The sequence below is a fragment of the Halomicrococcus pelagicus genome (assembly GCF_050954125.1).
In genome coordinates, this window is the sequence record NZ_JBPBWC010000006.1 from 250,214 (window position 1) to 267,945 (window position 17,732).

Consider the following 17,732-nt stretch of genomic DNA (forward strand, 5'->3'; position numbering starts at 1 on the left):
GGTTAGCTCACGTCCGCGAACCAGACGATGTACACCATCGCCACCGACCCCACGATGACCGCCGTGATGAACGCCACCGCCGCCGACGTTCCGTATCGTCCCGAGCTGAACGTATCGACGACGAGACACGTGAGGGTGGGGATGTTGCTACAGCTCGTTATCGTCTCGACGATTCCGAACACCCGCATCGCCTGAATCGTCCGGAACAGCATCGCCACCAGGAGCGTCGGCAGCACGAGCGGGAACGTTATCATCTTGAACATCTGCCACTTCGACGCGCCCGACACGCGACCGACCTTGTACAGCGTTCGGTCGACGCTCTGCAGGCCCGCGAGGATGAGCAGCGCCATGAACGCCGACGCCTTCCAGATGTCGGCGACGATGAGGATTATCATCGAGTCGACGCTGTTGATGAGCGGCGTCGACGAGAACACGCCGAGGTCCTGCATCAAGCTCGTGCCGAAGCCGATGCCCGGCTGGAACAGCAGGTAGAAGATCATCCCCTGGATGGCGATGGGGACCGCCCACGGGATGATGATGGCGACCCGTACCCAGCGCCGTCCCCGGAAGTCCTGGTCGAGCACGAGCGCCTGGCCGAAGCCGACGAGCGTCTCGAACGCCACGCTCACGACGGTGAAGATGAGCGTCACGACGATGGCGCTCGAGAACGGCTGGCTCAGACTGAAGAAGGGGTTCCCCAGGATGCTGTCGCGCTCGCCTGTCATGAGGGCGACGTAGTTTTCGATTCCGACGAACTCGTCGACGTAGCCCCCGCCGAAGAGATTGTCCGCGTGGAGCGACAGCTCGAACGTCCGAACGAGCGGCCAGAACGCCATCGCACCGACCAGCAGGAACGCCGGAAGAACGAGCAGGTACGCGAACTGCTCCTCGTCCAGCCGCTCGGTCCAGCTGGCGGGGCGTTTGACCAGCGTTCGCACGGAGCTGCGCTCCGTACTCATCGGGTCAGACGCTCCCCTCGATGTCCTGTAGCGTGCTCTTCAGCGCCGACATCGCCTGGTCCGGCGCCTGCTGCTGGGCGAGCACGGCGTTGACGCGGTCGGCGATGGCCGTCGACTCGTCGGGCCAGACGACGGTGACGGGGCGCGGAATCGCGTTCTCGCCGGCCAGCCGGAGCGTCTCGAGGTAGTCGCCCCAGACGTCCACCTGCTGTGCCTGCTGGGTCTGCAGGAAGGTGCTGTCCGGCGGGAAGTAGCCGAGCTGGCTGAACTCGTACTGCCGGAAGGCGGGTTTGGCGACGGCGTTGAGCACCTCCACCGCGGCCTGCTTGTTCTGGGAGTTGGGGTTGAGCGTGAGGTGCCAGCCGCCGAGGGCGGCCGCCGTGCCGCCGGTCCCCTGCGCCTGGGCCTGGTTCGGTCTGACCCCGTAGGGCATCGGCATGACGCCGAGCTGGTCGCCGAACTTCTGGGCCGCCTGGAAGAGCCCGGACGGCCACCAGCGCATCGCGACGGCGTTCTCGTTCATGAACGCCGACTGCGACGGCCCCTCCGTCCACTGGAGCACGGCCTCCGGAGATATCTGCTGGTACCCCTCCAGCGAGAACTGGTCGTCCTGGCCGTGGACGAAGGTCCGACCGGCCCGGAGCGCCTGGATGACGGGCTCGGCGTCGACCGTGACGGGCCGGTCGCCGACGGGACCGAAGAGGTTCTCGCGGCCGCCGAAGTAGGCGCCGCCGAACGACGTCATCAGTTCGTTGAACGTACAGCACGACAGGCCCTCGTAGGCGTTCGCCTGCCACGAGTAGCCGTACTGGGTGTTCTGCTGTTGCTGGGTCTGGCTGATGACCTGAGAGAAGCGCTCCCACGAGATGGGTTCGGTCGACCAGTTCTGCCCGTCCGGGTCGAACCCGGCGTCGGTCACCCAGTCCTTGCGGTACTGGATCGTCGGCAGGTCGGTGAAGTACGGCACGCCGTAGAGGTCGCCGTTCGGCGCCGACGCGGTGTTGACGCTGGCCGTGAAGTTGTCCTGCTTGATGCGGTTCACGGTCTCCTGAGACAGTTCGTCGCTCAGATTCGCTATCTGATTCCGGGCGATGAACGGTATCGTCCACCCGCTGTCCATCCGGAGGATGTCGGGCTGGTTACGGCCGGCCTGCAACCACTGGCGATACTGCTGCTGGACGTCGTCTGAGATGTTCGAGGTTACGATGACCTCGATTTCGACGTTCTGGGACATTCCCGCGTCGCGTAGCGCCTGGGTTATCGCGTCGACGTTCTGCTTGTCGACGGGATTGCCCGCCCACTGAATCGTGGTCGCTCCCTGTCTCGTCGCGGTCGCGAACCCGGAAACCCCCGTGAGCCCCCCGGCCGCCCCGACGGTCTTTACGAACTTCCGTCGCGTCGTGGCCTTTCGTGCCATTTGTTTCCGCTCCCCACCGGAATACCACAGACGTTCTCAAATGAGTTGCGTATCAGTCGTGACAAGTAGCAGTATAATCACATTCACTCGGACGATTGGTTGAAACCGACCGGTAATCGGGTGAGTGTACGAGGGCGGCGCTCGTCGCATCGATTATACGTTCGATAAGTCTGTTAACACGTTCTGTAATCGAATGCAAGACATGGATACGCTCGCTTATGTGATGGATAGTAACCATACCGGACGTCGTACTGCGAGCAAATGTCGAACTCGGAACTTCTCGGGATAGTCGCCGGCCAACTCCTGGCGGTGGCGGTGCAGGCGGTCCAGTTCGTCGGCTTCTGGACCTCCGTGTCGCTGCCGCTGCTGTACGTGCCGCTGCTCGCAGACGGCCTGGAGGCCGGAGCGGAGCTGTTCGCCGGACTGGTAGCGCTACACGTCGTCTCGCTGGTGCTCGGTCACGAGTACGGACGGGACGAGGTCACCGACGACGTCACCTGACGCCGACTGCGGTCATCCCCGCTCGCCGCCCACCTCGTCGACGGCCTCGGCTTTCGCCCGGGAGCGCTCGACCACGTCCGGTCGCCCCTGGACCGCGAGCGACACCGTCTCCCCGCCGTAGTCGACGCCCTCGACGGTCGCGTGGTCGTACGCCCACGAGACGACTCCCATCGCGTCGTCGCAGTTCGGCATCGTCAGTTCGGCGCGCTCGGTCGGCAGTCGTTCCCGGAGGGCGGCGACCAGCCGCTCGACGTTCGTCCCCGCCGTGACGCTGACCGGGACGACCGCAGGCGCGAGTTCCGCGGCGACGGCCCGTCGGCGTTCGCGCTCGTCGTCGTCGAGCAGGTCGACCTTGTTCAGCGCGGTCACGACGCGCTCGCGCTCGACGTCCTGTGCGTCGAGGACATCGAGCGACACCGAGAGCTTCTCGCGGAGTTCCTCGACCGGATCGCTGGCGTCCGCGACCAGGACCACGGCGTCGGCCGCCGCCGCCTCCGACAGCGTCGCGCTGAACGACTCGACCAGCCAGTGGGGCAGGTCGTCGACGAATCCCACGGTGTCGGTCACCAGCGCCGGCCGCTCGGCGAGCGTCGCCCGGCGTGTCGTCGTCTCCAGCGTCTTGAACAGCCGGTCCTCGACGGCCGCCGTCGCGTCGCGGTCTGGATGGTCCGGCTCCGCGGCGAGGTCGAGGTCGTCGGCGAGTCGGTGCAGCAGCGTCGACTTCCCGGCGTTCGTGTAGCCGGCGAGCGTCACGAGGTCGAATCCCTGCTCGCGGCGGCGTTCGCGGTACTGTTCGGCCGGCTCAGGCAGGTCATCGAGCTTCGACTCCAGTTCGTCGATGCGGTCCCGGACGTCGTACAGCCGCGTCCCCTTCTCCGCCCACCGGTTGAACATCCCCTCGTCGCTCTCCTCGCGAATCCGGGGTAGTTCGTACTTCAGTCGCGCGAGTTCGACCTGCAACTGCGCGCGACGCGTGCTCGCCTGCTCGCCGAATATCTCGAGGACGAGGCGGTAGCGGTCGTAGACGCCGGTCCCGTCCGGGAGCGCGTCTCCCAGCTGTTTGCTCTGGCCTGGCGACAGTTGGTCGTCGACGACGACGCGGTGCGCTCCGGTCGCTGCAGCGCGGTCGGCGAGTTCCTCGACCTTCCCCGCCCCGAGATACGTGCCGGGGTCCTCGGGGCGGACCTGCGTGACCGCTCCGACGACCTCGTAGCCCGCGGCCGCGGCGAGCGCGCGAATCTCTTCTGTTTCGACTGGCTTCGCGTCGGCACGCCGCGCGACGAGCGCCGGCGTGCCGGTTCCCGAATCGTGTTGCATTGCTGTGTAATGACGTGGTATCGGCTAGCGAACGATACCGATCGGCCGGAGTCGAGCCGCGAGTCCGGCCGGCGAACGAAAGAGAACCGGGTAACCGCTACGCTTCCGACGTGGCGACTCCGGAAGCAGGGCCGACGACCCGGCTTAGTGGAAGGATAAGGTCTCCATGGGCCTCGACTCACCAGTCGCGCGACTATCATTAATAATTTCCCCGCCGTGCGGCCCGACTCCGCTCGACGCCCCCTGCCCCACGGGTCGACGCCGCTCGCGGCCGAGCGTCGGAGACCATCACGGGCTCAAAATCGTCGCCGAACGCGAATTTGATATCGCACTATAGGATTTATTCCAACTGCTTTTAAATACGGTAGCGTCGTCCGCCATGGAGTCGTCCGTCATTCGAGACGCTCCGATGCACCTCGCGACGTTACGCGAATCGGATGGTCCGTTCGCGGCCGTCGATCACGGCCTCGGCCCCCATCGGCAGCGGAAGAACCGGCGCCGCGTGGCCGAAGTCGAGGTCGAACACCACCGGCAGGCCGTCTGCGTAGTCGGCGACGGTGCCGGCGATGGCCTCGCGCTGCCGCCGGCGGAACTCCTCGCGGTCCTCCCGAGCACCGCCCGGCGTCTCGGGCTTGCCGACGAGTAGGGCCGCGAGGTCGTCGAGGACGCCCCGTTCACCGAGCGCGACGAAGAACCGCTCGACCTCGCTCGCTCCGGGCGTTTCGCCGGAGGTTTCGACCGCCAGCGCGCAGTCGTCAAGCGAGTCCGGGTCGAAGTACGGCGCCCCGGCGAGCAGGTGGGTACGGAGCATCGACAGACAGCCGCCGACCACGGGTGCGCGCACCCGTTCGTCGGGTCCGTGCCACTCCCAGCCGTCGGCCGGGAACCAGGTCCGGGGTTCCCGGTCGTCGAAGTCGTAGTAGTCGTCGCTCCACCGGGGTGCGGGACGGACCCGACCGAACGGCGTCTCCCCGAGCGCCCGTTCCACGTTCGCGCGCGTGTAGGGGTGGACGGCGGGGTCGGCGGCCAGGTCCGGGAACAGCTGACCGCCGTAGAAGGAGACGAGACCGGCGCTGTTGAGGAAGAGGTGGAGGTGGGTGTTGTCGCTGGACCCGAAGAACCGCTTGGGGTTCCGGGCGACGGCGTCGGCGTCGAGGTGGTCGAGCAACTGGACGGCGCGGTTACCGCCCATCGCGGCGACGACGGCGTCCGTCTCGTCGTCCCGAAAGGCGTCCATCACGTCCTGCGCTCGGGCCTCGGGTCGGTTGCGAAGCCACGCCGTGTCTCGGGTCGCCGTATCGAAGAGCTTCGTCCGGACGCTGAACGACCGGAGACGGCGCAGACCCTCGTCGAACCCGTCGGGCGGGGCGTGGGAGGGAGCGATGACGGCGACGGTGTCGCCGGCCGTCACGGGCGGCGGATAGTCGCAGTCGAACATGCCAGCGAAAGGAATCCGGGTTCGGAGTTACGTGTTCTGGCCGGGGAACCCCGCATTCTTTAAATGTTGTATCGTATGTCGCTATACAGAATCCCTTTCCGACCGTCTTGCTCTCCTCACTCTCTTCGGAGGTACGGAAACACACCCGCCAGAAATACAATCGCCGCTGGATGTCGAAGTACTACCTCGTCGTCGGGGTGCCCTATGACTGCTATGACTGAGACGACTTCATCCCGGGACGGGCGTCATCTGGTCGGAGAGGTGACTCGATGGTTTCTGCTCACCGGCAACCGCCTCCTCGTCTCGCTCGTCCCGTTCGCGATACTGGGGGCGTACATCCTTCGCGTGGCGACCATCGCCCGACGAACGGCGGCGTTCGGCCCGTTCGTCCCCGAAACCGACCGTCGGTCGAGCGGCGACGAGACGTAGGGTCCGGGGGTCGACGCGGACTTCGACGAGGGTGGACGCCCCGGTAGGGGGAACCTTCTCTCGGAAACGTCGCGCGTGAGGTGTGACGGGGCCGAGTCGCTACCGGTACACCTCGCCGCGGGGTTCGTACTCCATCTCCTCGCGCACCTGCGTCGCCGTCTCCGCTCCGAACTTCCGTTCGACGAGGTGGAGTGCGAGGTCCAGTCCCGAGGTGACCCCGCCCGCGGTCAGCACGTCGCCGTCGTCGACGACCCGGGCGTCGACGACCTCGGCGTCCGTCGCCCGCAGGTCGTCGAGCGCGCTGGCGTGCGTCGTCGCCGGCCGTCCGTCGAGGAGGCCGGCGCGTGCGAGCAACATAGCGCCGGTACAGACCGACGCGACCGTCGTACCCGCCTCGCTCGCCGCGGCGACCGCGTCCGGAACCGCACCGTGCTCGGCCTCCGTCCACGCGCCCGCCTCGTTACGGTCGTTCCAGCCGCCGCCCGGGACGACGAGCAGGTCGGGCGACAGGTCGTCCAGGTGGGCGTCGACCTCGACGCCGAGGCCGTGGCTCGCTGCGACCCGTTCGCGGTCGTCGAGCGTGCACAGCGACGTCCGGCAGTCCGCGCCGGCGTTCGCGGCGTTCTTCAGCACCTCGAAGGGGCCGATGGCGTCCAGTTCGTCGAAGCCCTCGTACAGCAGGATGGCGACCTTCATGCGACTGGACGACGGTGAACCCCTACCGGCAAAAGGGTTCGCACGGCCGGGCCGCGACGGTGCGTCGCCGGCGACGCGCCGATGGAGCCGACCTCACCGCGCTTTCGACGTCTCGACGGGACCCGGCCAGCGTTCTCGACGTATCGTCGCCGCCTTCGGCGAAAATTCCTTTCCGAATACGGGACGAAGACTTCGGCGTATGTCGCCCAGAGAGTGGGAGTATGAGACGATTCGTCCGCCGCGGGAGTCGACGAAGAAGGAAGCGGCCGACCCGAAAGGGAAGCTGAACGAACTCGGCGCGGAGGGGTGGGAACTGGTCGAGAGCATCGAGTACGTCGGCGGAGGGACGAAGTTCCTGGTGTTCAAGCGGCCCGTCGAGGGCGAGGAGTCAACGGATGCCTGAGAGCGACGGCGGGGGCATCAGCACCGCGAACACGATGCGCGAACGGGCCGGAGAGAGTCATCTCAAACTGCGATTTCTGCTACAGAGCAATCGACTGGTGGTGACGGCCGTCCTGGCCGCGTCGGTGTTCGTTCTGTTCGTCCTCGCGGGCGTGTTCGTCTATCCGAACTTCGCTTCGCAACTGCGGGGGAGCGACACCCTCGAGACGATGTTCTCGACGATGATCAGCGTCGTCGTCACCGGGACCACCCTCGTCGTCACCATCAACCAGCTGGTGCTCTCCCAGGAGACGGGGCCGCTGGGCGACCAGCGCAAGCGGATGAGCGACGCGATGGACTTCCGTACGTACGCCAGTGAACTGATGGGGAAGACGACGCCGTCGGACCCGTCGGCGTTCCTCCGGGAGATAATCGACGTCAGCGAGACCCGCGCCAGACGGTTGCGAGAAGCGGTCGCGGACAGCGAGAACGACGACCTGCGCGACGAGGTCGACGAGTTCGTCGACAGCGTCACGGGCAACGCCCAGACAGTCAAGGAGGAACTCGACGGGGCGTCGTTCGGTTCGTTCGAGGTGCTGTTCGCCGCGCTCGACTTCAACTACTCCTACAAGATATTCCAGGTCGAGCGAATCAGCGACGAGTACGCGGACGACCTCACCGACGACCAGGCGGCCGCGCTCGACGACCTTCGGACTTCGCTGACGATGTTCGGGCCGGCGCGCGAGCACATCAAGACGCTGTACTTCCAGTGGGCGCTGGTCAACCTCTCGCAACTCATCCTCTACGCCGCGGTGCCGGCGCTCATCGTCGCAGGAAGCATGCTGGCGTTCGCCAGTTCGACGACGCTCCCCGGCACCACGTTCGGCGTCGCGAACGTCCTCTGGGTGACGGGCGTCGCGTTCACGGTGACGCTCGTTCCCTTCCTGCTCTTCACGTCGTACGTGCTCCGCATCGCGACCATCGCGAAGCGCACCCTCGCCATCGGCCCGCTCATCCTCCGGGACTCCCAGCGGTAGCGGAACGGGTCCACGGACGCCGACGCAGTCGACCGGGCCGTAGCGAACGACGAAAACGAGACGTTCCCTCTCAGGCGTTCTGGACCTGCTGGAGCACGTCCGGCGCGTCCTCCAGCGCCTCGTCCAGCCTGTCGGCGTCGGGGCCGCCGCCCTGTGCGAAGTCCGGCGGACCGCCGCCGCCACCGCCGACCTTCGCCGCGAGTTCGCTGACGACGTCGCCGGCGTTGACGTCGCTTCCCTCGGGGACGGCGACGACGAATGTCGCGCCGTCGGCTCCGCTGCCGATGACGGCTATCTTGCCCTCCTCGACGAGGGCGTTCGCGGTCGCGCGGAGTTCGTCCATGTCGGCATCGATGCGCTGGACGACGGCCGCCGTGTCCCCGACCGTGACCTCCTCGCCGCCGCCACCGCCGCTGGCGCGGGCCTCGGCGAGTTGCTCTTTCAGGTCCTCGATGGTCTTGCCCCGTTCTTTCCACTCGCGGAAGAAGCGCTCGGCGGTCTCGGGCACCTCCTCCGTGGAGACGTCGAGCGTGTCGGCGGCCGCGCGGAGGTCGTCCTCGGCCTCCTGGGTGGCCTCGATGGCGGCGTCGCCCGCGGCGAACGTGATGCGCTCGACGCCGTCCTGCACTCGTTCGGTGTTCAGTATCTTGATAGCGCCGACGTCGCCGGTCCGCCGGACGTGCGTGCCGCCGCAGGCCTGCACGTCCTCGGCGACGTGGATGAGCCGGATGTTCGTGCCGCCCGGGATGCCGCCCTGGTAGAGGTCGAAGCCGAACTCCTCTTCGGCCTCGTGGCGGTTCGGCCACTCCTGCTGGATGGTCGTGTTCTCCATCACGATGTCGTTGGCGAGGAGCTCTATCTCCTTGGCCGTCTCGCGGTCGATGCGCTCGTAGTGGCGGACGTCGATGCGCGAGCTGTCGGTCCCCTTCTGGGCCCCGGCCTGGCGGACGTGGTCGCCCAGCACCTGACGGGCGGCGTGGACGACGATGTGGGTCGCGGTGTGGTGGCGCATCAGCCGCCGGCGACGCTCGACGTCGATCTGGCCGCGGACGATGTCGCCCTTGCCGACCGCCTCCTCGGTGCGGTGGAGGACGACGCCGTTCTCGATGGTCGTGTCCTCGACCTGGACCGTCTTCTCGTCGGTCGAGATGGTTCCCCGGTCGCCGGGCTGGCCGCCGCCCTCGGGATAGAACATCGTCTGGTCGAGCACCACGTCGTACCCGTCTTCGCGTTCGAACACGTCGAGCACCACCGCCTCGAAGTCGGTGCGGTACTGGTCCTCGTAGTAGAGGCGTTCGGTCTTCGGCAGGTCGGCCAGCCGGTCGTCCTCCTCGACCTCCTCCTCGAACGCCTGCCCGCTATCGTGGCGGTCGGCGACGATGCTGTAGAAGTCGTCGGGGACCTCGACCGCGACGCCGAACTCGTCGGCGATCTCCTGGACCATGTCCGGCTGGAGGCCGTGGGAGTCGTACAGTTCGACGAGCTTCTCGGTCGGGATGGGCTCGCCCTCCTCGGCGTGCTCGCGGGCGAGGCGACGCACCCGGCGACCGCCCTGGTCGAGCGTCTCGCGGTACTTCTCGACCTCGGTGCGGACGATGTCCCGGATGGTGTCGCGGTTCTTGTAGTCCAGGCGCTCGGCCTGCATGTCGACGAGTTCGTCGAGCGGAGCGTCGACGCCGACGTTGTCGCAGAGGCGCTTGGTGCGCCGGAGGACCATCCGTGCGAGGTAGCCCGTACCGACGTTGCTCGGGACGATGCCGTCGCCGAGCATGTAGGCGAGCGTGCGGCAGTGGTCGGCGATGGCGTAGATGTCCTCGAGCGGTTCCAGCAGGTCCTCGAGGCGCGTCGTGGAGACGTCTAGCTTCTCGGCGATGTTGTCCCGGGCGGCCTCCATGTCCTCGGCCTCGTCGATGTCCATGTGGCCGGCGAGCTTCGAGGCGCGGTGGACGAGTTCGGCCTCCTCGTCGGTGTGGTCGATGCCCGCGTTCTCCTTGAGGAACGATATCATCTCGGGGTAGACCGCCTCGTAGACGGTCGGGGTCCCCTGGGACATCCACGTCCACCGTTCGAGGCCGTACCCGGTGTCGACGATGTAGGTGTCCATCTTCGAGTAGCGGTTGCCGTCCTTCATCTCGTACTCGCCGTCGGGGTCCTGCTCCATCGACATGAAGACGAGCGTGGCGAGTTCGGCACCGCGGTAGATGACCTCGATGGCGGGCCCGGCGTTGCCGCCGCCGACCCACGGGTCCTCGATGTAGGTTATCTCCTCCAGGTTCGCGCCCATCGACTCGAAGAACTCGTCGCAGTACTGGACCGTCTCGTCCTTCCAGTACACCTCGCCGGAGTAGGCGTACTGGTCGCCGACCTCCTCGCGGGCGTTGAACGCGTGGTGGGCCATCATCTCGAAGGCCATCGTGTGCCGGCCGGTCTTGCCCACGTTGTCGATGTCCTGCATCCGGATGCAGGGCTGGCTGATGGTGAGGGGGTTCGCCGGCGGCGGCGTCTCGCCCGACGTGACCAGCGGCTGGAAGTCGTAGATCGACGCCTGGGTGAGCAGGACATCGTCGCGCCAGCGGTTCGCGGCGACGGGGTAGGGGTCGATGCGCTCGTGGTCGTTTTCCTCGAAGAACGAGAGGAACGCCTCTCGCATCTCCGTGAGCGACAGTTCCTTGTCGAAGCCCGGATTGTCGATGAACGAGTACTCCTCGCAGGGAGGCTCACCACACGTCGTCCGGTCGTGGTCGCGCGTCCAGAAGTGGTCTCCACACTCCGAACACTCCTTTCGCACGAAGTCGTTGTCCTCGAAATATTCGAGGCGATACTCTTCCTCGAGTTCACTCATTCGTGGTTGTTCCTCGCCCGTCAGCGGGTAAAACAGTTCCGCAAGTACTACCTCCGGCGAATAGGGGCGTCGAGCGTGCGTTCGGCGAACGTCGCGCGAGCGTTGCGCGGCCGGTCGTCGACGGTCTCTCGCTGAAGGGGAAATTCCCCTCGCGGTCACCTCGCTGCGTCTCTCCCCGGCGACGCTGCCGCCGACGCCGGCAGGCGAATCGCCGACCGCTCTCAGAGAGTGAACGTCTCGAACCGGCGGACGGCGTACCGGTAGGCGGCGGGCGGTGCGACGACGCCGAAGAGGACGGCGACCGCGCCGCCGGCCAGTCGGACGGTCTCGGCCCCGGGAGCCAGCGGGACGCCGGCGAGGTCCGCGAGGAAGGCGACGAGGCCGGCGACGACTTTGGGGGCACCCTCGACTGCGAACAGCGCCGCGCCGCCGAAGCCGAGGACGACGACGATGGAGTAGGGCGCGAACGCGGTCTTGCTCGGGACGACGACCCGCCGGCTCCGGGTCACCTTGACCTCGCTGAACCGCGGGAAGGTGGTGCCGACGCCGAGCGCGACGACAGTGCCGGCGACCGTGACGACCGCACTCGCAGCGGCCAGCGCCAGCCAGCGTGCGGGGGCGAGCGGACTCAGGTAGCCCGTGAGCGCGGTCGCCGCGACGACGAGCGGGAGACCGACCAGCGTCGCCGCCAGCACGTGTCCGCGGACGAACCGGTCGCCGTCGACGGTCGAGGTGAGAGTGACGGGGAGCATCGCGCCCTCGTCGCCGAGGGGGTTGAGCGCCGACGCGCCGACCGCCCAGGTGCCGTAGAACGCGAGGAAGACGGGCAGCGACCGGGGGATGAACCCGTTTTCGACGGCGTTGCGAAGCGGCGTGACGAGGAAGAAGAGGGGGTAGGCGACGTAGACGAGCCGCAGCGGCGAGCGCTTCGTCCGCCGCCAGACGTTCGCGGTGACGGTGCGCGTCTGACGGTGGGCGACGCCGGCGAGGAACCCGAGACTCGACTCGCCGGCGGCGTTCCGTTTCGTCCCCGACCCTCCCGTCCGGGACTCGCGCGACTCGGGGCGGACGCGGTCGGTGTACCAGAGCCGGGTCGCCGCGCGCACGTCGACCGCGAGCAGGGCCGGAATCGCGACGGCGACGAGCGCGACTGCGCCGGCGACCCGGGCGAACGAGGGGTCGACGCCCGTCGTCCCGACCAGCAGCGCGTCGCCGAAGTACGCCATCGGGGCGTCCCGGAGGACGGTGCCGAGGCGTAACAGCACGTCGCCGAAGGCCTCCGACGTGATGGCGGCCATGTAGACGAGGAAGGCCGCGACGAACACGACGCTCCTGTAGCGTGCGAGCAGTTCGGACTGCGCGAACGCTATCTTGAGGGCGACGCCGACGACGTGGCCCGCGAGCAGAGCGGTCGCTAGCAGCGCCGCGGCGGTGACGGGGACCGCGACGACGGGCACGGGCGTCCCGAGCGCGACGCTCCAGGCGGCGCTCGTCGCGAGCAGCGGAACGACGGCGATGGAGAACAGGCGACCGAACTCCGCGAGAACCAGTCCGCCGACCACGTCGCGGGCCGGCACGGTCGTCAGCATGCCGGCCTCCCGGTCGATGCGGCCCGTCTTTCCGACGGTGCGCATCGCCGTAATCACGCCGACGCCGACCCAGGCGACGGCGGTCGCACCGCGTGCGGCGGCGAGCAGCGGCAGGTTCGCCGCGATTCGGTCGCCGAACCGGTAGATGCCGTACGCGCCGCCGACGGTCGGGACGCCGACGAACAGCAGGAGGAAGACCCCGAAGCCGAGCATCTGAACGGTGTTGTCGGTGATGGCGCGGACGCTCCGGCGGTACTCGACGCGGGCGATGCGGAGGCTCCGGCGTGGCGTCGGCCAGTTCATCGCTCTACTGCGGCCGGTTCCTCGCTCGTCACGTCGAGGAACACCTCCTCCAGGCTCCGTTCGGCCTCCGCGCGGTGGGTGAGCCGTTCCGGGGAGTCCTCGGCGACGAGGTCCCCGTCGTACAGCACGCCCACCGTGTCGGCGAGTTCCTCGACGACGGGCAGGATGTGCGTCGAGAGGAAGACGGTCATCCCGCGGTCGGTGAGTTCGGAAATCAGGTCGCGCACAGTCCGGGCGGCGCGGGGGTCCAGCCCCGACGTCGGTTCGTCGAGGAAGACGACCGCGGGTTCGTGGAGGATGGCCTGGACGAGCGCCGCCTTCTGTTTCATCCCCTTCGAGTAGGTGTCGACGCGGTCGTCGGCGTCCGCCAGGAGGTCGAACCGGTCCAGCAGCGCGTCGATGCGCTCGTCGGCCGCCCGTTCGTCCATGTCGCGCAGACCGGCGACGTACCGCAGTTGTTCCCGGCCGGTGAGTTCGTCGTACAGCGGCGGCTCCTCGGGGAGGAAGCCGACGTGGCCGACGACCGCCTCGCGGTCGGCGACGGAGTGGCCGGCGACGCGGGCGGTCCCGCTCGTCGGACGAATCAGCGTCGTCAGCATCCGCATGGTCGTCGTCTTGCCCGCGCCGTTCGGTCCGAGGAACCCGTACACCGACTCGGCGGGGACGCTCAGCTCCAGGTCGTCGACGACGGTCGTCTCGTCGTACCGCTTGGTCAGCCCCTCGGTCTCTATCGCCGGGTCGGCGGGCGAGCGACTCATCGCCCCACCTCCCGGCGGTGGCGACGTGAGCGGAGGACCGGGGCAGCCCGAGAGCCGTGGCAGGCGTACGTCATATCCCTACGAGCACGCTGGGGGGTGAAAAGACCATCTCTCGGGCGGAAGAGAGCGTTCTTCGCCGACCGGAACGCTCCCGCCGAACTGGAGGTCGACCGTCTCCGACGACGAACCGAAGCGGGGTCCGGACGACGGAGCGACGGGAAGCCCAGCGAGTCCGGAGGGCGTTCTCGGTCAGTCGTCGAGCGCGAGCGAGGCGAGCATCGCCTCCAGTTGGACGCGCTCGTTCGCGCCTTCCGTGATGCGGTAGTCGGCCTCGCCGACGCGGTCGAGGATGCGCACGGCGTCGTCGTCGTCGAGGTCGAACTCCCAGACGGAGCGGTGAATCTGGTCGATGACGTCGCCGCCGGCCATGCCGCGCTCGGTGAGCAGTTCGTCGAGCGTCGAGCGCGCCTTGCTGAAATCGCCCGCGAGCGCCATGCTGACCATCTCCTCGATGTCGTCCGGGCGGGCGGTGCTGGTGATGGTGAAGACGGTGGACTCGTCGACCGTCTCGCCCATCACGGCGGCGGCCTGGAGCGCATTGATGGCCTTGCGCATGTCACCGTCGGCGGCGTAGACGAGCGCGTCGACGCCGCCCTCGGTCGTCTCGATGTCCTGGTCGGCCGCTATCTCGCGGACGTACTCCGCGATGGCCTCGTCGGAAAGCGGGCCGAACCGGAAGACGGCGCACCGCGACTGGATGGGGTCGATTATCTTGCTGGAGTAGTTACACGACAGGATGAACCTGGTGTTGTGCGAGAACTGCTCCATCGTCCGGCGGAGCGCCGACTGGGCGTCGTCCGTCAGCGAGTCCGCCTCGTCCAGGAAGATGATGCGGTAGTCGTACCCGCCGAACGACGAGCGGGCGAAGTTCTTGATGCGGTCCCGGACCACGTCGATGCCGCGCTGGTCGGAGGCGTTCAGTTCGAGGAAGTTGTCCCGCCAGTCGTCGCCGTACACCTCGCGAGCGATGGCGAGCGCGCTGGTCGTCTTGCCGACGCCGGCCGGCCCGGAGAAGAGGAGGTTCGGGAGGTCGTCCTGCCGGATGTAGCTCTGTAGTCGGTCCGTGATGTCGTCGTGGCCGGCGACGTCGGAGAGCTCCTGCGGGCGGTACTTCTCGACCCAGATATCGCCGCGCCCGGCGGCGCTCTCCTCGTCGGCGTCCGTCGCCTCCTCGGCGGCTTCGGCCGCCTCGGCGTTCGCCCCGGCCTCGTCCGCGTCAGCCTCGGTCATACTCCAGCAGAGGTACCTGTTACCCTTAAAGCCCGCGAGAACGGCCGCGCCGCGGAGCGATAGGTGGCGGTTGGATTCCGCCGTCCGAACCGGAAACATCCGTTTCGGGAGTTATAAGCACTCAATTACTATCCCGACGGTCGTCGTTCCCGGCCGACATGATGGAACGCTCGGCCGCCGTCCTCGCGGTCAGCGTCGTCCTGGTCGCCGCGCTCGCCGCGGTTCCGGCGACGGTCGCGGCCCAGGAGACGCGAACGGGCGGAACGGTCGTCGTCGAGCGCGGCGAAACCGTCGACGGCGACCTCACCGTCACCGCGGGGAGCCTCGTCGTTCGCGGAACCGTGAACGGCGACGTGACGGCGCTCTCGGGCAACGTCGACGTCCCGGGGACGGTGAACGGCGACCTGGTCGCGTTCGCCGGCAACGTCCGGGTGAGCGGCGACGTCGCCGGCTCGGTCAACGCCGCCAGCGGGACCACGATACTCGAACGGGGCGCACGGGTCGGTGCGGTGGAGTCCGCGAGCGGGACCGTCGCCCTCAACGGGACGGTCCGCCGGGACGCCGTCGTCGGTGCGGGTTCGATATCCCTCGGCCCCAACGCGAGCATCGGCGGCGACCTGCGGTACAACGGCGAACTCACCCGTGCTGAGGGCGCGCAGGTCCAGGGGTCTATCATCCAGAGCGACGAACTGCGGGTCGGTCCGGCCCCGGTCGTGCCGAACTGGGTCGGCGCGGTGTACGGCTTCTTCGTGAACCTCCTGCTCGGCGTCGTCCTGCTGGCGGTGTTCCCCACGTTTTCCGAGAGCGTCGCCGGTCGAGCGCGCGCTACTCCGCTGCTCTCTGGAGGCGTCGGCCTCGCGTTGCTCATCCTCGTTCCCCTCGTGCTCGTCATCTTCGCCATCACCATCGTCGGCATCCCCATCGCGGTCCTCGGCGCGCTGCTGTTCGCCGTCCTCCTCTGGGCCGCGGCGGTGTACGGGGCGTATGTCGTCGGTGCGTGGTTGCTCTCGCTCGCGGACGAGCGCAACCGCTGGCTGGCGCTCCTGCTCGGACTGCTCGTCGTCGCGGTGGTGACGAGCATCCCCATTTTCGGGGGACTGGTCCAGTTCTTCGTCCTCCTGCTGGGGCTGGGCGCGCTCTCGCTGACGCTGTGGGCGCGCTACCGGGGGCGGCGCGAGGAACCGACGCGACCCTCACAGCGCGGGCACGGGGGCGACGAGGGACCGACCACCTGAGACCGGGCGACGACACGCTAAAGGCGAGACGGGCGAAACGGGGAGTATGAACGTCACCGTCGAGGTGGTCGGCGAGGACACCCACGAGTTCGAGGTGGAGGAGGCGACGTACGCCGACCTGCTCGCGGAGGTCGGTCTCAGCCCGCACGAGGTGTCCGTGATGGTCGACGGTCGGCCGGTCCCGGAGGACCGACAGGTGGACGCGGCGCACGTGAAGGTGCTCCGGCTCATCAAGGGCGGATGACAGTCCGCGTCGCCGACCCGGACGACCATCTCGCCGTCATGCGTCTCCTCGACGCCGCGATGCTGGAAGCCAACGCCGCCGCCGTCGAAGCGCGCATCGAGGCGGGCGACGTGCTGGTCGCGGTCGAGGAGGGCCGGGTGCTGGGCGCTGCGGTGCTCGAACCGCTCGACGACGGCGTCTTCCTCCGGTCCATCGCGGTCCGGCGCGCCCGCCGCGGGAACGGCATCGGAACCGCGCTCGTCGACCGGGCGACCCGGCGTCACGGACGGCTCACCGCCGAGTTCGACGAGCGCGTGCGACCCTTCTACGCCTCGATGGACTTCGAGATGGAACGTCTGAGCGACGACCGGTTCCGGGGGTCGACCGGGGACGACCTCTGAGCGTCCGCGTCTCGCTCCGCCGCCCGACCGCCGGCCCCGTCGGCGACCGTCGTCCGGTTGCGGACGATGACGACGTCGTAGGCCCCGTCGGACGCGACGCTGGTACCGACGCTGGCGAGCGAGGTGACGACGTGGCCGGCGTCGTCGCTGCCGACGAACACCATCGTCGCGGCGGCGTCTTTCGCCATCCGGCGGATGCGTCTGGCGATGGTTCCCGGCTGCGCGTACCGGTCGACGACTGCGAACCGGAACTCGGCGGCCCGCGCGACCGACGCGACCCGCGTCCGGAGGTGGCTCACCACGTCGTCGAGGTCGAACGCCTCGTCCTCGCCGAGCCATCCTCGCTCCCGCGCGTACGCCGCGTTTCCTTCCGGGACGACGCTCACCACGAGCACGTCCTCTCCGAGGGCGCGGTCTATCTCTGCCGCTCTCCGGAGCGCCGTCGCGGACAGTTCCGAACCGTCGAATGGAACGACCAGTGTCATGTGCGAGGATAGTGTCTCCGGGCTGATATCATCCTCCGGCGATTCCCGGTCTCCGGGAACGGTCTCGCCGCGGCCGGCCCCGTCGGCATCCGAGTCGACCGTCCTCGGGCGACTGCGAACCCAAACACTGACGCGCGTCGCCCGCCAACCGCGACCATGGACGAGACGAAACGGCGTCGACTCGCGGGCATCTGGCTCGCGTTCGCCGTCCTGATGGCGTACATCACGCTCGCCGACGGGTTCGTGATGGGCGTCGGCGACCTCCTCGGACTGCTCGTCGCCCTGCTCGGCGTCGCGCTGGCGGTCGTCTACTACCTGAATCCGAGCGGCCTCCTCAGCCTCGACTCCACGTGAGGCACTGTTCAGATTAGCTGATTCCATGCGAAGGCGAGCGTTTGCAACCAATTTTCGGCGGAGCGGTGTGTTGCGTG

Annotated in this window: 18 protein-coding genes; 8 read left to right on the plus strand and 10 right to left on the minus strand. The window is 68.1% G+C overall.

Annotated elements, in window-relative coordinates:
• Window positions 1–2 precede the first annotated feature (2 nt).
• Entirely contained in the window at window positions 3–959 is a 957-nt protein-coding gene (locus tag ACRYA2_RS13895) for a carbohydrate ABC transporter permease (RefSeq protein WP_433629126.1), read from the minus strand.
• A gap of 4 nt (window positions 960–963) precedes the next feature.
• Window positions 964–2,376, minus strand: a complete 1,413-nt coding sequence (locus ACRYA2_RS13900) for an extracellular solute-binding protein (RefSeq protein ID WP_433629129.1) — start codon at window positions 2,374–2,376, stop codon at window positions 964–966.
• Between the two features lie 261 nt (window positions 2,377–2,637).
• Between ACRYA2_RS13900 and ACRYA2_RS13905 the strand changes: the two genes are divergently transcribed.
• Entirely contained in the window at window positions 2,638–2,877 is a 240-nt protein-coding gene (locus ACRYA2_RS13905) for a DUF8028 family protein (protein WP_433629131.1), read from the plus strand.
• A 12-nt stretch (window positions 2,878–2,889) separates the two neighbouring features.
• Here the strand turns inward: ACRYA2_RS13905 and hflX are convergent, their stop codons facing one another.
• Both hflX and ACRYA2_RS13915 read right to left on the minus strand, forming a co-directional pair.
• A complete protein-coding gene (gene hflX, locus ACRYA2_RS13910; RefSeq protein ID WP_433629134.1) occupies window positions 2,890–4,194 on the minus strand; it encodes a GTPase HflX in 1,305 nt (434 codons plus the stop codon).
• A gap of 424 nt (window positions 4,195–4,618) precedes the next feature.
• Window positions 4,619–5,632, minus strand: a complete 1,014-nt coding sequence (locus tag ACRYA2_RS13915) for a S66 family peptidase (RefSeq protein WP_433629137.1) — start codon at window positions 5,630–5,632, stop codon at window positions 4,619–4,621.
• Window positions 5,633–5,845: 213 nt separating this feature from the next.
• On the opposite strand from ACRYA2_RS13915, the gene ACRYA2_RS13920 reads away from it, so the two are divergent.
• The gene (locus ACRYA2_RS13920; RefSeq protein WP_433629140.1) at window positions 5,846–6,061 is read left to right on the plus strand and encodes a DUF7972 family membrane protein; all 216 of its coding nucleotides are present in this window, start codon (window positions 5,846–5,848) and stop codon (window positions 6,059–6,061) included.
• A gap of 99 nt (window positions 6,062–6,160) precedes the next feature.
• On the opposite strand, the gene ACRYA2_RS13925 is transcribed toward ACRYA2_RS13920, so the two are convergent.
• Complete coding sequence (locus ACRYA2_RS13925; RefSeq protein ID WP_433629142.1) at window positions 6,161–6,757, minus strand: DJ-1/PfpI family protein; 597 nt, start codon at window positions 6,755–6,757, stop codon at window positions 6,161–6,163.
• A gap of 199 nt (window positions 6,758–6,956) precedes the next feature.
• Between ACRYA2_RS13925 and ACRYA2_RS13930 the strand changes: the two genes are divergently transcribed.
• Window positions 6,957–7,160 (plus strand): hypothetical protein, encoded by a 204-nt coding sequence (locus tag ACRYA2_RS13930; protein WP_433629145.1) that lies wholly within the window; start codon window positions 6,957–6,959, stop codon window positions 7,158–7,160.
• Window positions 7,153–8,175, plus strand: a complete 1,023-nt coding sequence (locus ACRYA2_RS13935) for a DUF7972 family membrane protein (protein WP_433629148.1) — start codon at window positions 7,153–7,155, stop codon at window positions 8,173–8,175. The genes ACRYA2_RS13930 and ACRYA2_RS13935 overlap by 8 nt, the downstream gene beginning before the upstream one ends.
• Window positions 8,176–8,245: 70 nt before the next feature.
• On the opposite strand, the gene alaS is transcribed toward ACRYA2_RS13935, so the two are convergent.
• The 4 genes from alaS to ACRYA2_RS13955 form a co-directional block, all read right to left on the minus strand.
• The gene (gene alaS, locus ACRYA2_RS13940; protein ID WP_433629151.1) at window positions 8,246–11,017 is read right to left on the minus strand and encodes an alanine--tRNA ligase; all 2,772 of its coding nucleotides are present in this window, start codon (window positions 11,015–11,017) and stop codon (window positions 8,246–8,248) included.
• A gap of 221 nt (window positions 11,018–11,238) precedes the next feature.
• The gene (locus ACRYA2_RS13945; RefSeq protein ID WP_433629153.1) at window positions 11,239–12,909 is read right to left on the minus strand and encodes a hypothetical protein; all 1,671 of its coding nucleotides are present in this window, start codon (window positions 12,907–12,909) and stop codon (window positions 11,239–11,241) included.
• Window positions 12,906–13,667, minus strand: a complete 762-nt coding sequence (locus tag ACRYA2_RS13950) for an ABC transporter ATP-binding protein (RefSeq protein ID WP_433629155.1) — start codon at window positions 13,665–13,667, stop codon at window positions 12,906–12,908. Before ACRYA2_RS13950 ends, ACRYA2_RS13945 begins: the two co-directional genes overlap by 4 nt.
• A gap of 249 nt (window positions 13,668–13,916) precedes the next feature.
• On the minus strand, window positions 13,917–14,957 hold the full coding sequence (locus tag ACRYA2_RS13955) for a replication factor C small subunit (RefSeq protein ID WP_433629157.1): 1,041 nt from the start codon (window positions 14,955–14,957) through the stop codon (window positions 13,917–13,919).
• Window positions 14,958–15,115: 158 nt separating this feature from the next.
• On the opposite strand from ACRYA2_RS13955, the gene ACRYA2_RS13960 reads away from it, so the two are divergent.
• Genes ACRYA2_RS13960 through ACRYA2_RS13970 form a run of 3 tightly spaced genes read left to right on the plus strand, consistent with a single transcriptional unit; the run spans window position 15,116 to window position 16,816 of the window.
• Window positions 15,116–16,192, plus strand: coding sequence for a bactofilin family protein (locus tag ACRYA2_RS13960; RefSeq protein ID WP_433629160.1), 1,077 nt, complete (start codon window positions 15,116–15,118; stop codon window positions 16,190–16,192).
• A 46-nt stretch (window positions 16,193–16,238) separates the two neighbouring features.
• Window positions 16,239–16,436 carry a ubiquitin-like small modifier protein SAMP2 gene (gene samp2 / locus ACRYA2_RS13965; RefSeq protein WP_113274650.1) on the plus strand — a complete coding sequence of 66 codons (198 nt, stop codon included), beginning with the start codon at window positions 16,239–16,241 and terminating at the stop codon, window positions 16,434–16,436.
• Window positions 16,433–16,816, plus strand: a complete 384-nt coding sequence (locus ACRYA2_RS13970) for a GNAT family N-acetyltransferase (protein WP_433629164.1) — start codon at window positions 16,433–16,435, stop codon at window positions 16,814–16,816. Before samp2 ends, ACRYA2_RS13970 begins: the two co-directional genes overlap by 4 nt.
• Here the strand turns inward: ACRYA2_RS13970 and ACRYA2_RS13975 are convergent.
• On the minus strand, window positions 16,741–17,301 hold the full coding sequence (locus ACRYA2_RS13975; protein ID WP_433629166.1) for a universal stress protein: 561 nt from the start codon (window positions 17,299–17,301) through the stop codon (window positions 16,741–16,743). The two genes, ACRYA2_RS13970 and ACRYA2_RS13975, sit on opposite strands and share 76 nt — an antisense overlap.
• Window positions 17,302–17,457: 156 nt before the next feature.
• On the opposite strand from ACRYA2_RS13975, the gene ACRYA2_RS13980 reads away from it, so the two are divergent.
• Entirely contained in the window at window positions 17,458–17,655 is a 198-nt protein-coding gene (locus tag ACRYA2_RS13980; protein WP_113274652.1) for a hypothetical protein, read from the plus strand.
• The last annotated feature ends 77 nt before the right edge of the window (window positions 17,656–17,732 follow it).

Bases quoted from the DNA above. Each gene is read 5' to 3' on its own strand.
- ACRYA2_RS13975 (WP_433629166.1), bottom strand. From the start codon at position 17,301: ATGACACTGGTCGTTCCATTCGACGGTTCGGAACTGTCCGCGACGGCG.
- ACRYA2_RS13970 (WP_433629164.1), top strand. From the start codon at position 16,433: ATGACAGTCCGCGTCGCCGACCCGGACGACCATCTCGCCGTCATGCGT.
- ACRYA2_RS13935 (WP_433629148.1), top strand. From the start codon at position 7,153: ATGCCTGAGAGCGACGGCGGGGGCATCAGCACCGCGAACACGATGCGC.
- samp2 (WP_113274650.1), top strand. From the start codon at position 16,239: ATGAACGTCACCGTCGAGGTGGTCGGCGAGGACACCCACGAGTTCGAG.
- ACRYA2_RS13915 (WP_433629137.1), bottom strand. From the start codon at position 5,632: ATGTTCGACTGCGACTATCCGCCGCCCGTGACGGCCGGCGACACCGTC.
- alaS (WP_433629151.1), bottom strand. From the start codon at position 11,017: ATGAGTGAACTCGAGGAAGAGTATCGCCTCGAATATTTCGAGGACAAC.
- ACRYA2_RS13895 (WP_433629126.1), bottom strand. From the start codon at position 959: ATGAGTACGGAGCGCAGCTCCGTGCGAACGCTGGTCAAACGCCCCGCC.
- ACRYA2_RS13955 (WP_433629157.1), bottom strand. From the start codon at position 14,957: ATGACCGAGGCTGACGCGGACGAGGCCGGGGCGAACGCCGAGGCGGCC.
- hflX (WP_433629134.1), bottom strand. From the start codon at position 4,194: ATGCAACACGATTCGGGAACCGGCACGCCGGCGCTCGTCGCGCGGCGT.
- ACRYA2_RS13980 (WP_113274652.1), top strand. From the start codon at position 17,458: ATGGACGAGACGAAACGGCGTCGACTCGCGGGCATCTGGCTCGCGTTC.
- ACRYA2_RS13950 (WP_433629155.1), bottom strand. From the start codon at position 13,667: ATGAGTCGCTCGCCCGCCGACCCGGCGATAGAGACCGAGGGGCTGACC.
- ACRYA2_RS13925 (WP_433629142.1), bottom strand. From the start codon at position 6,757: ATGAAGGTCGCCATCCTGCTGTACGAGGGCTTCGACGAACTGGACGCC.
- ACRYA2_RS13930 (WP_433629145.1), top strand. From the start codon at position 6,957: ATGTCGCCCAGAGAGTGGGAGTATGAGACGATTCGTCCGCCGCGGGAG.
- ACRYA2_RS13920 (WP_433629140.1), top strand. From the start codon at position 5,846: ATGACTGAGACGACTTCATCCCGGGACGGGCGTCATCTGGTCGGAGAG.
- ACRYA2_RS13945 (WP_433629153.1), bottom strand. From the start codon at position 12,909: ATGAACTGGCCGACGCCACGCCGGAGCCTCCGCATCGCCCGCGTCGAG.
- ACRYA2_RS13900 (WP_433629129.1), bottom strand. From the start codon at position 2,376: ATGGCACGAAAGGCCACGACGCGACGGAAGTTCGTAAAGACCGTCGGG.
- ACRYA2_RS13905 (WP_433629131.1), top strand. From the start codon at position 2,638: ATGTCGAACTCGGAACTTCTCGGGATAGTCGCCGGCCAACTCCTGGCG.
- ACRYA2_RS13960 (WP_433629160.1), top strand. From the start codon at position 15,116: ATGATGGAACGCTCGGCCGCCGTCCTCGCGGTCAGCGTCGTCCTGGTC.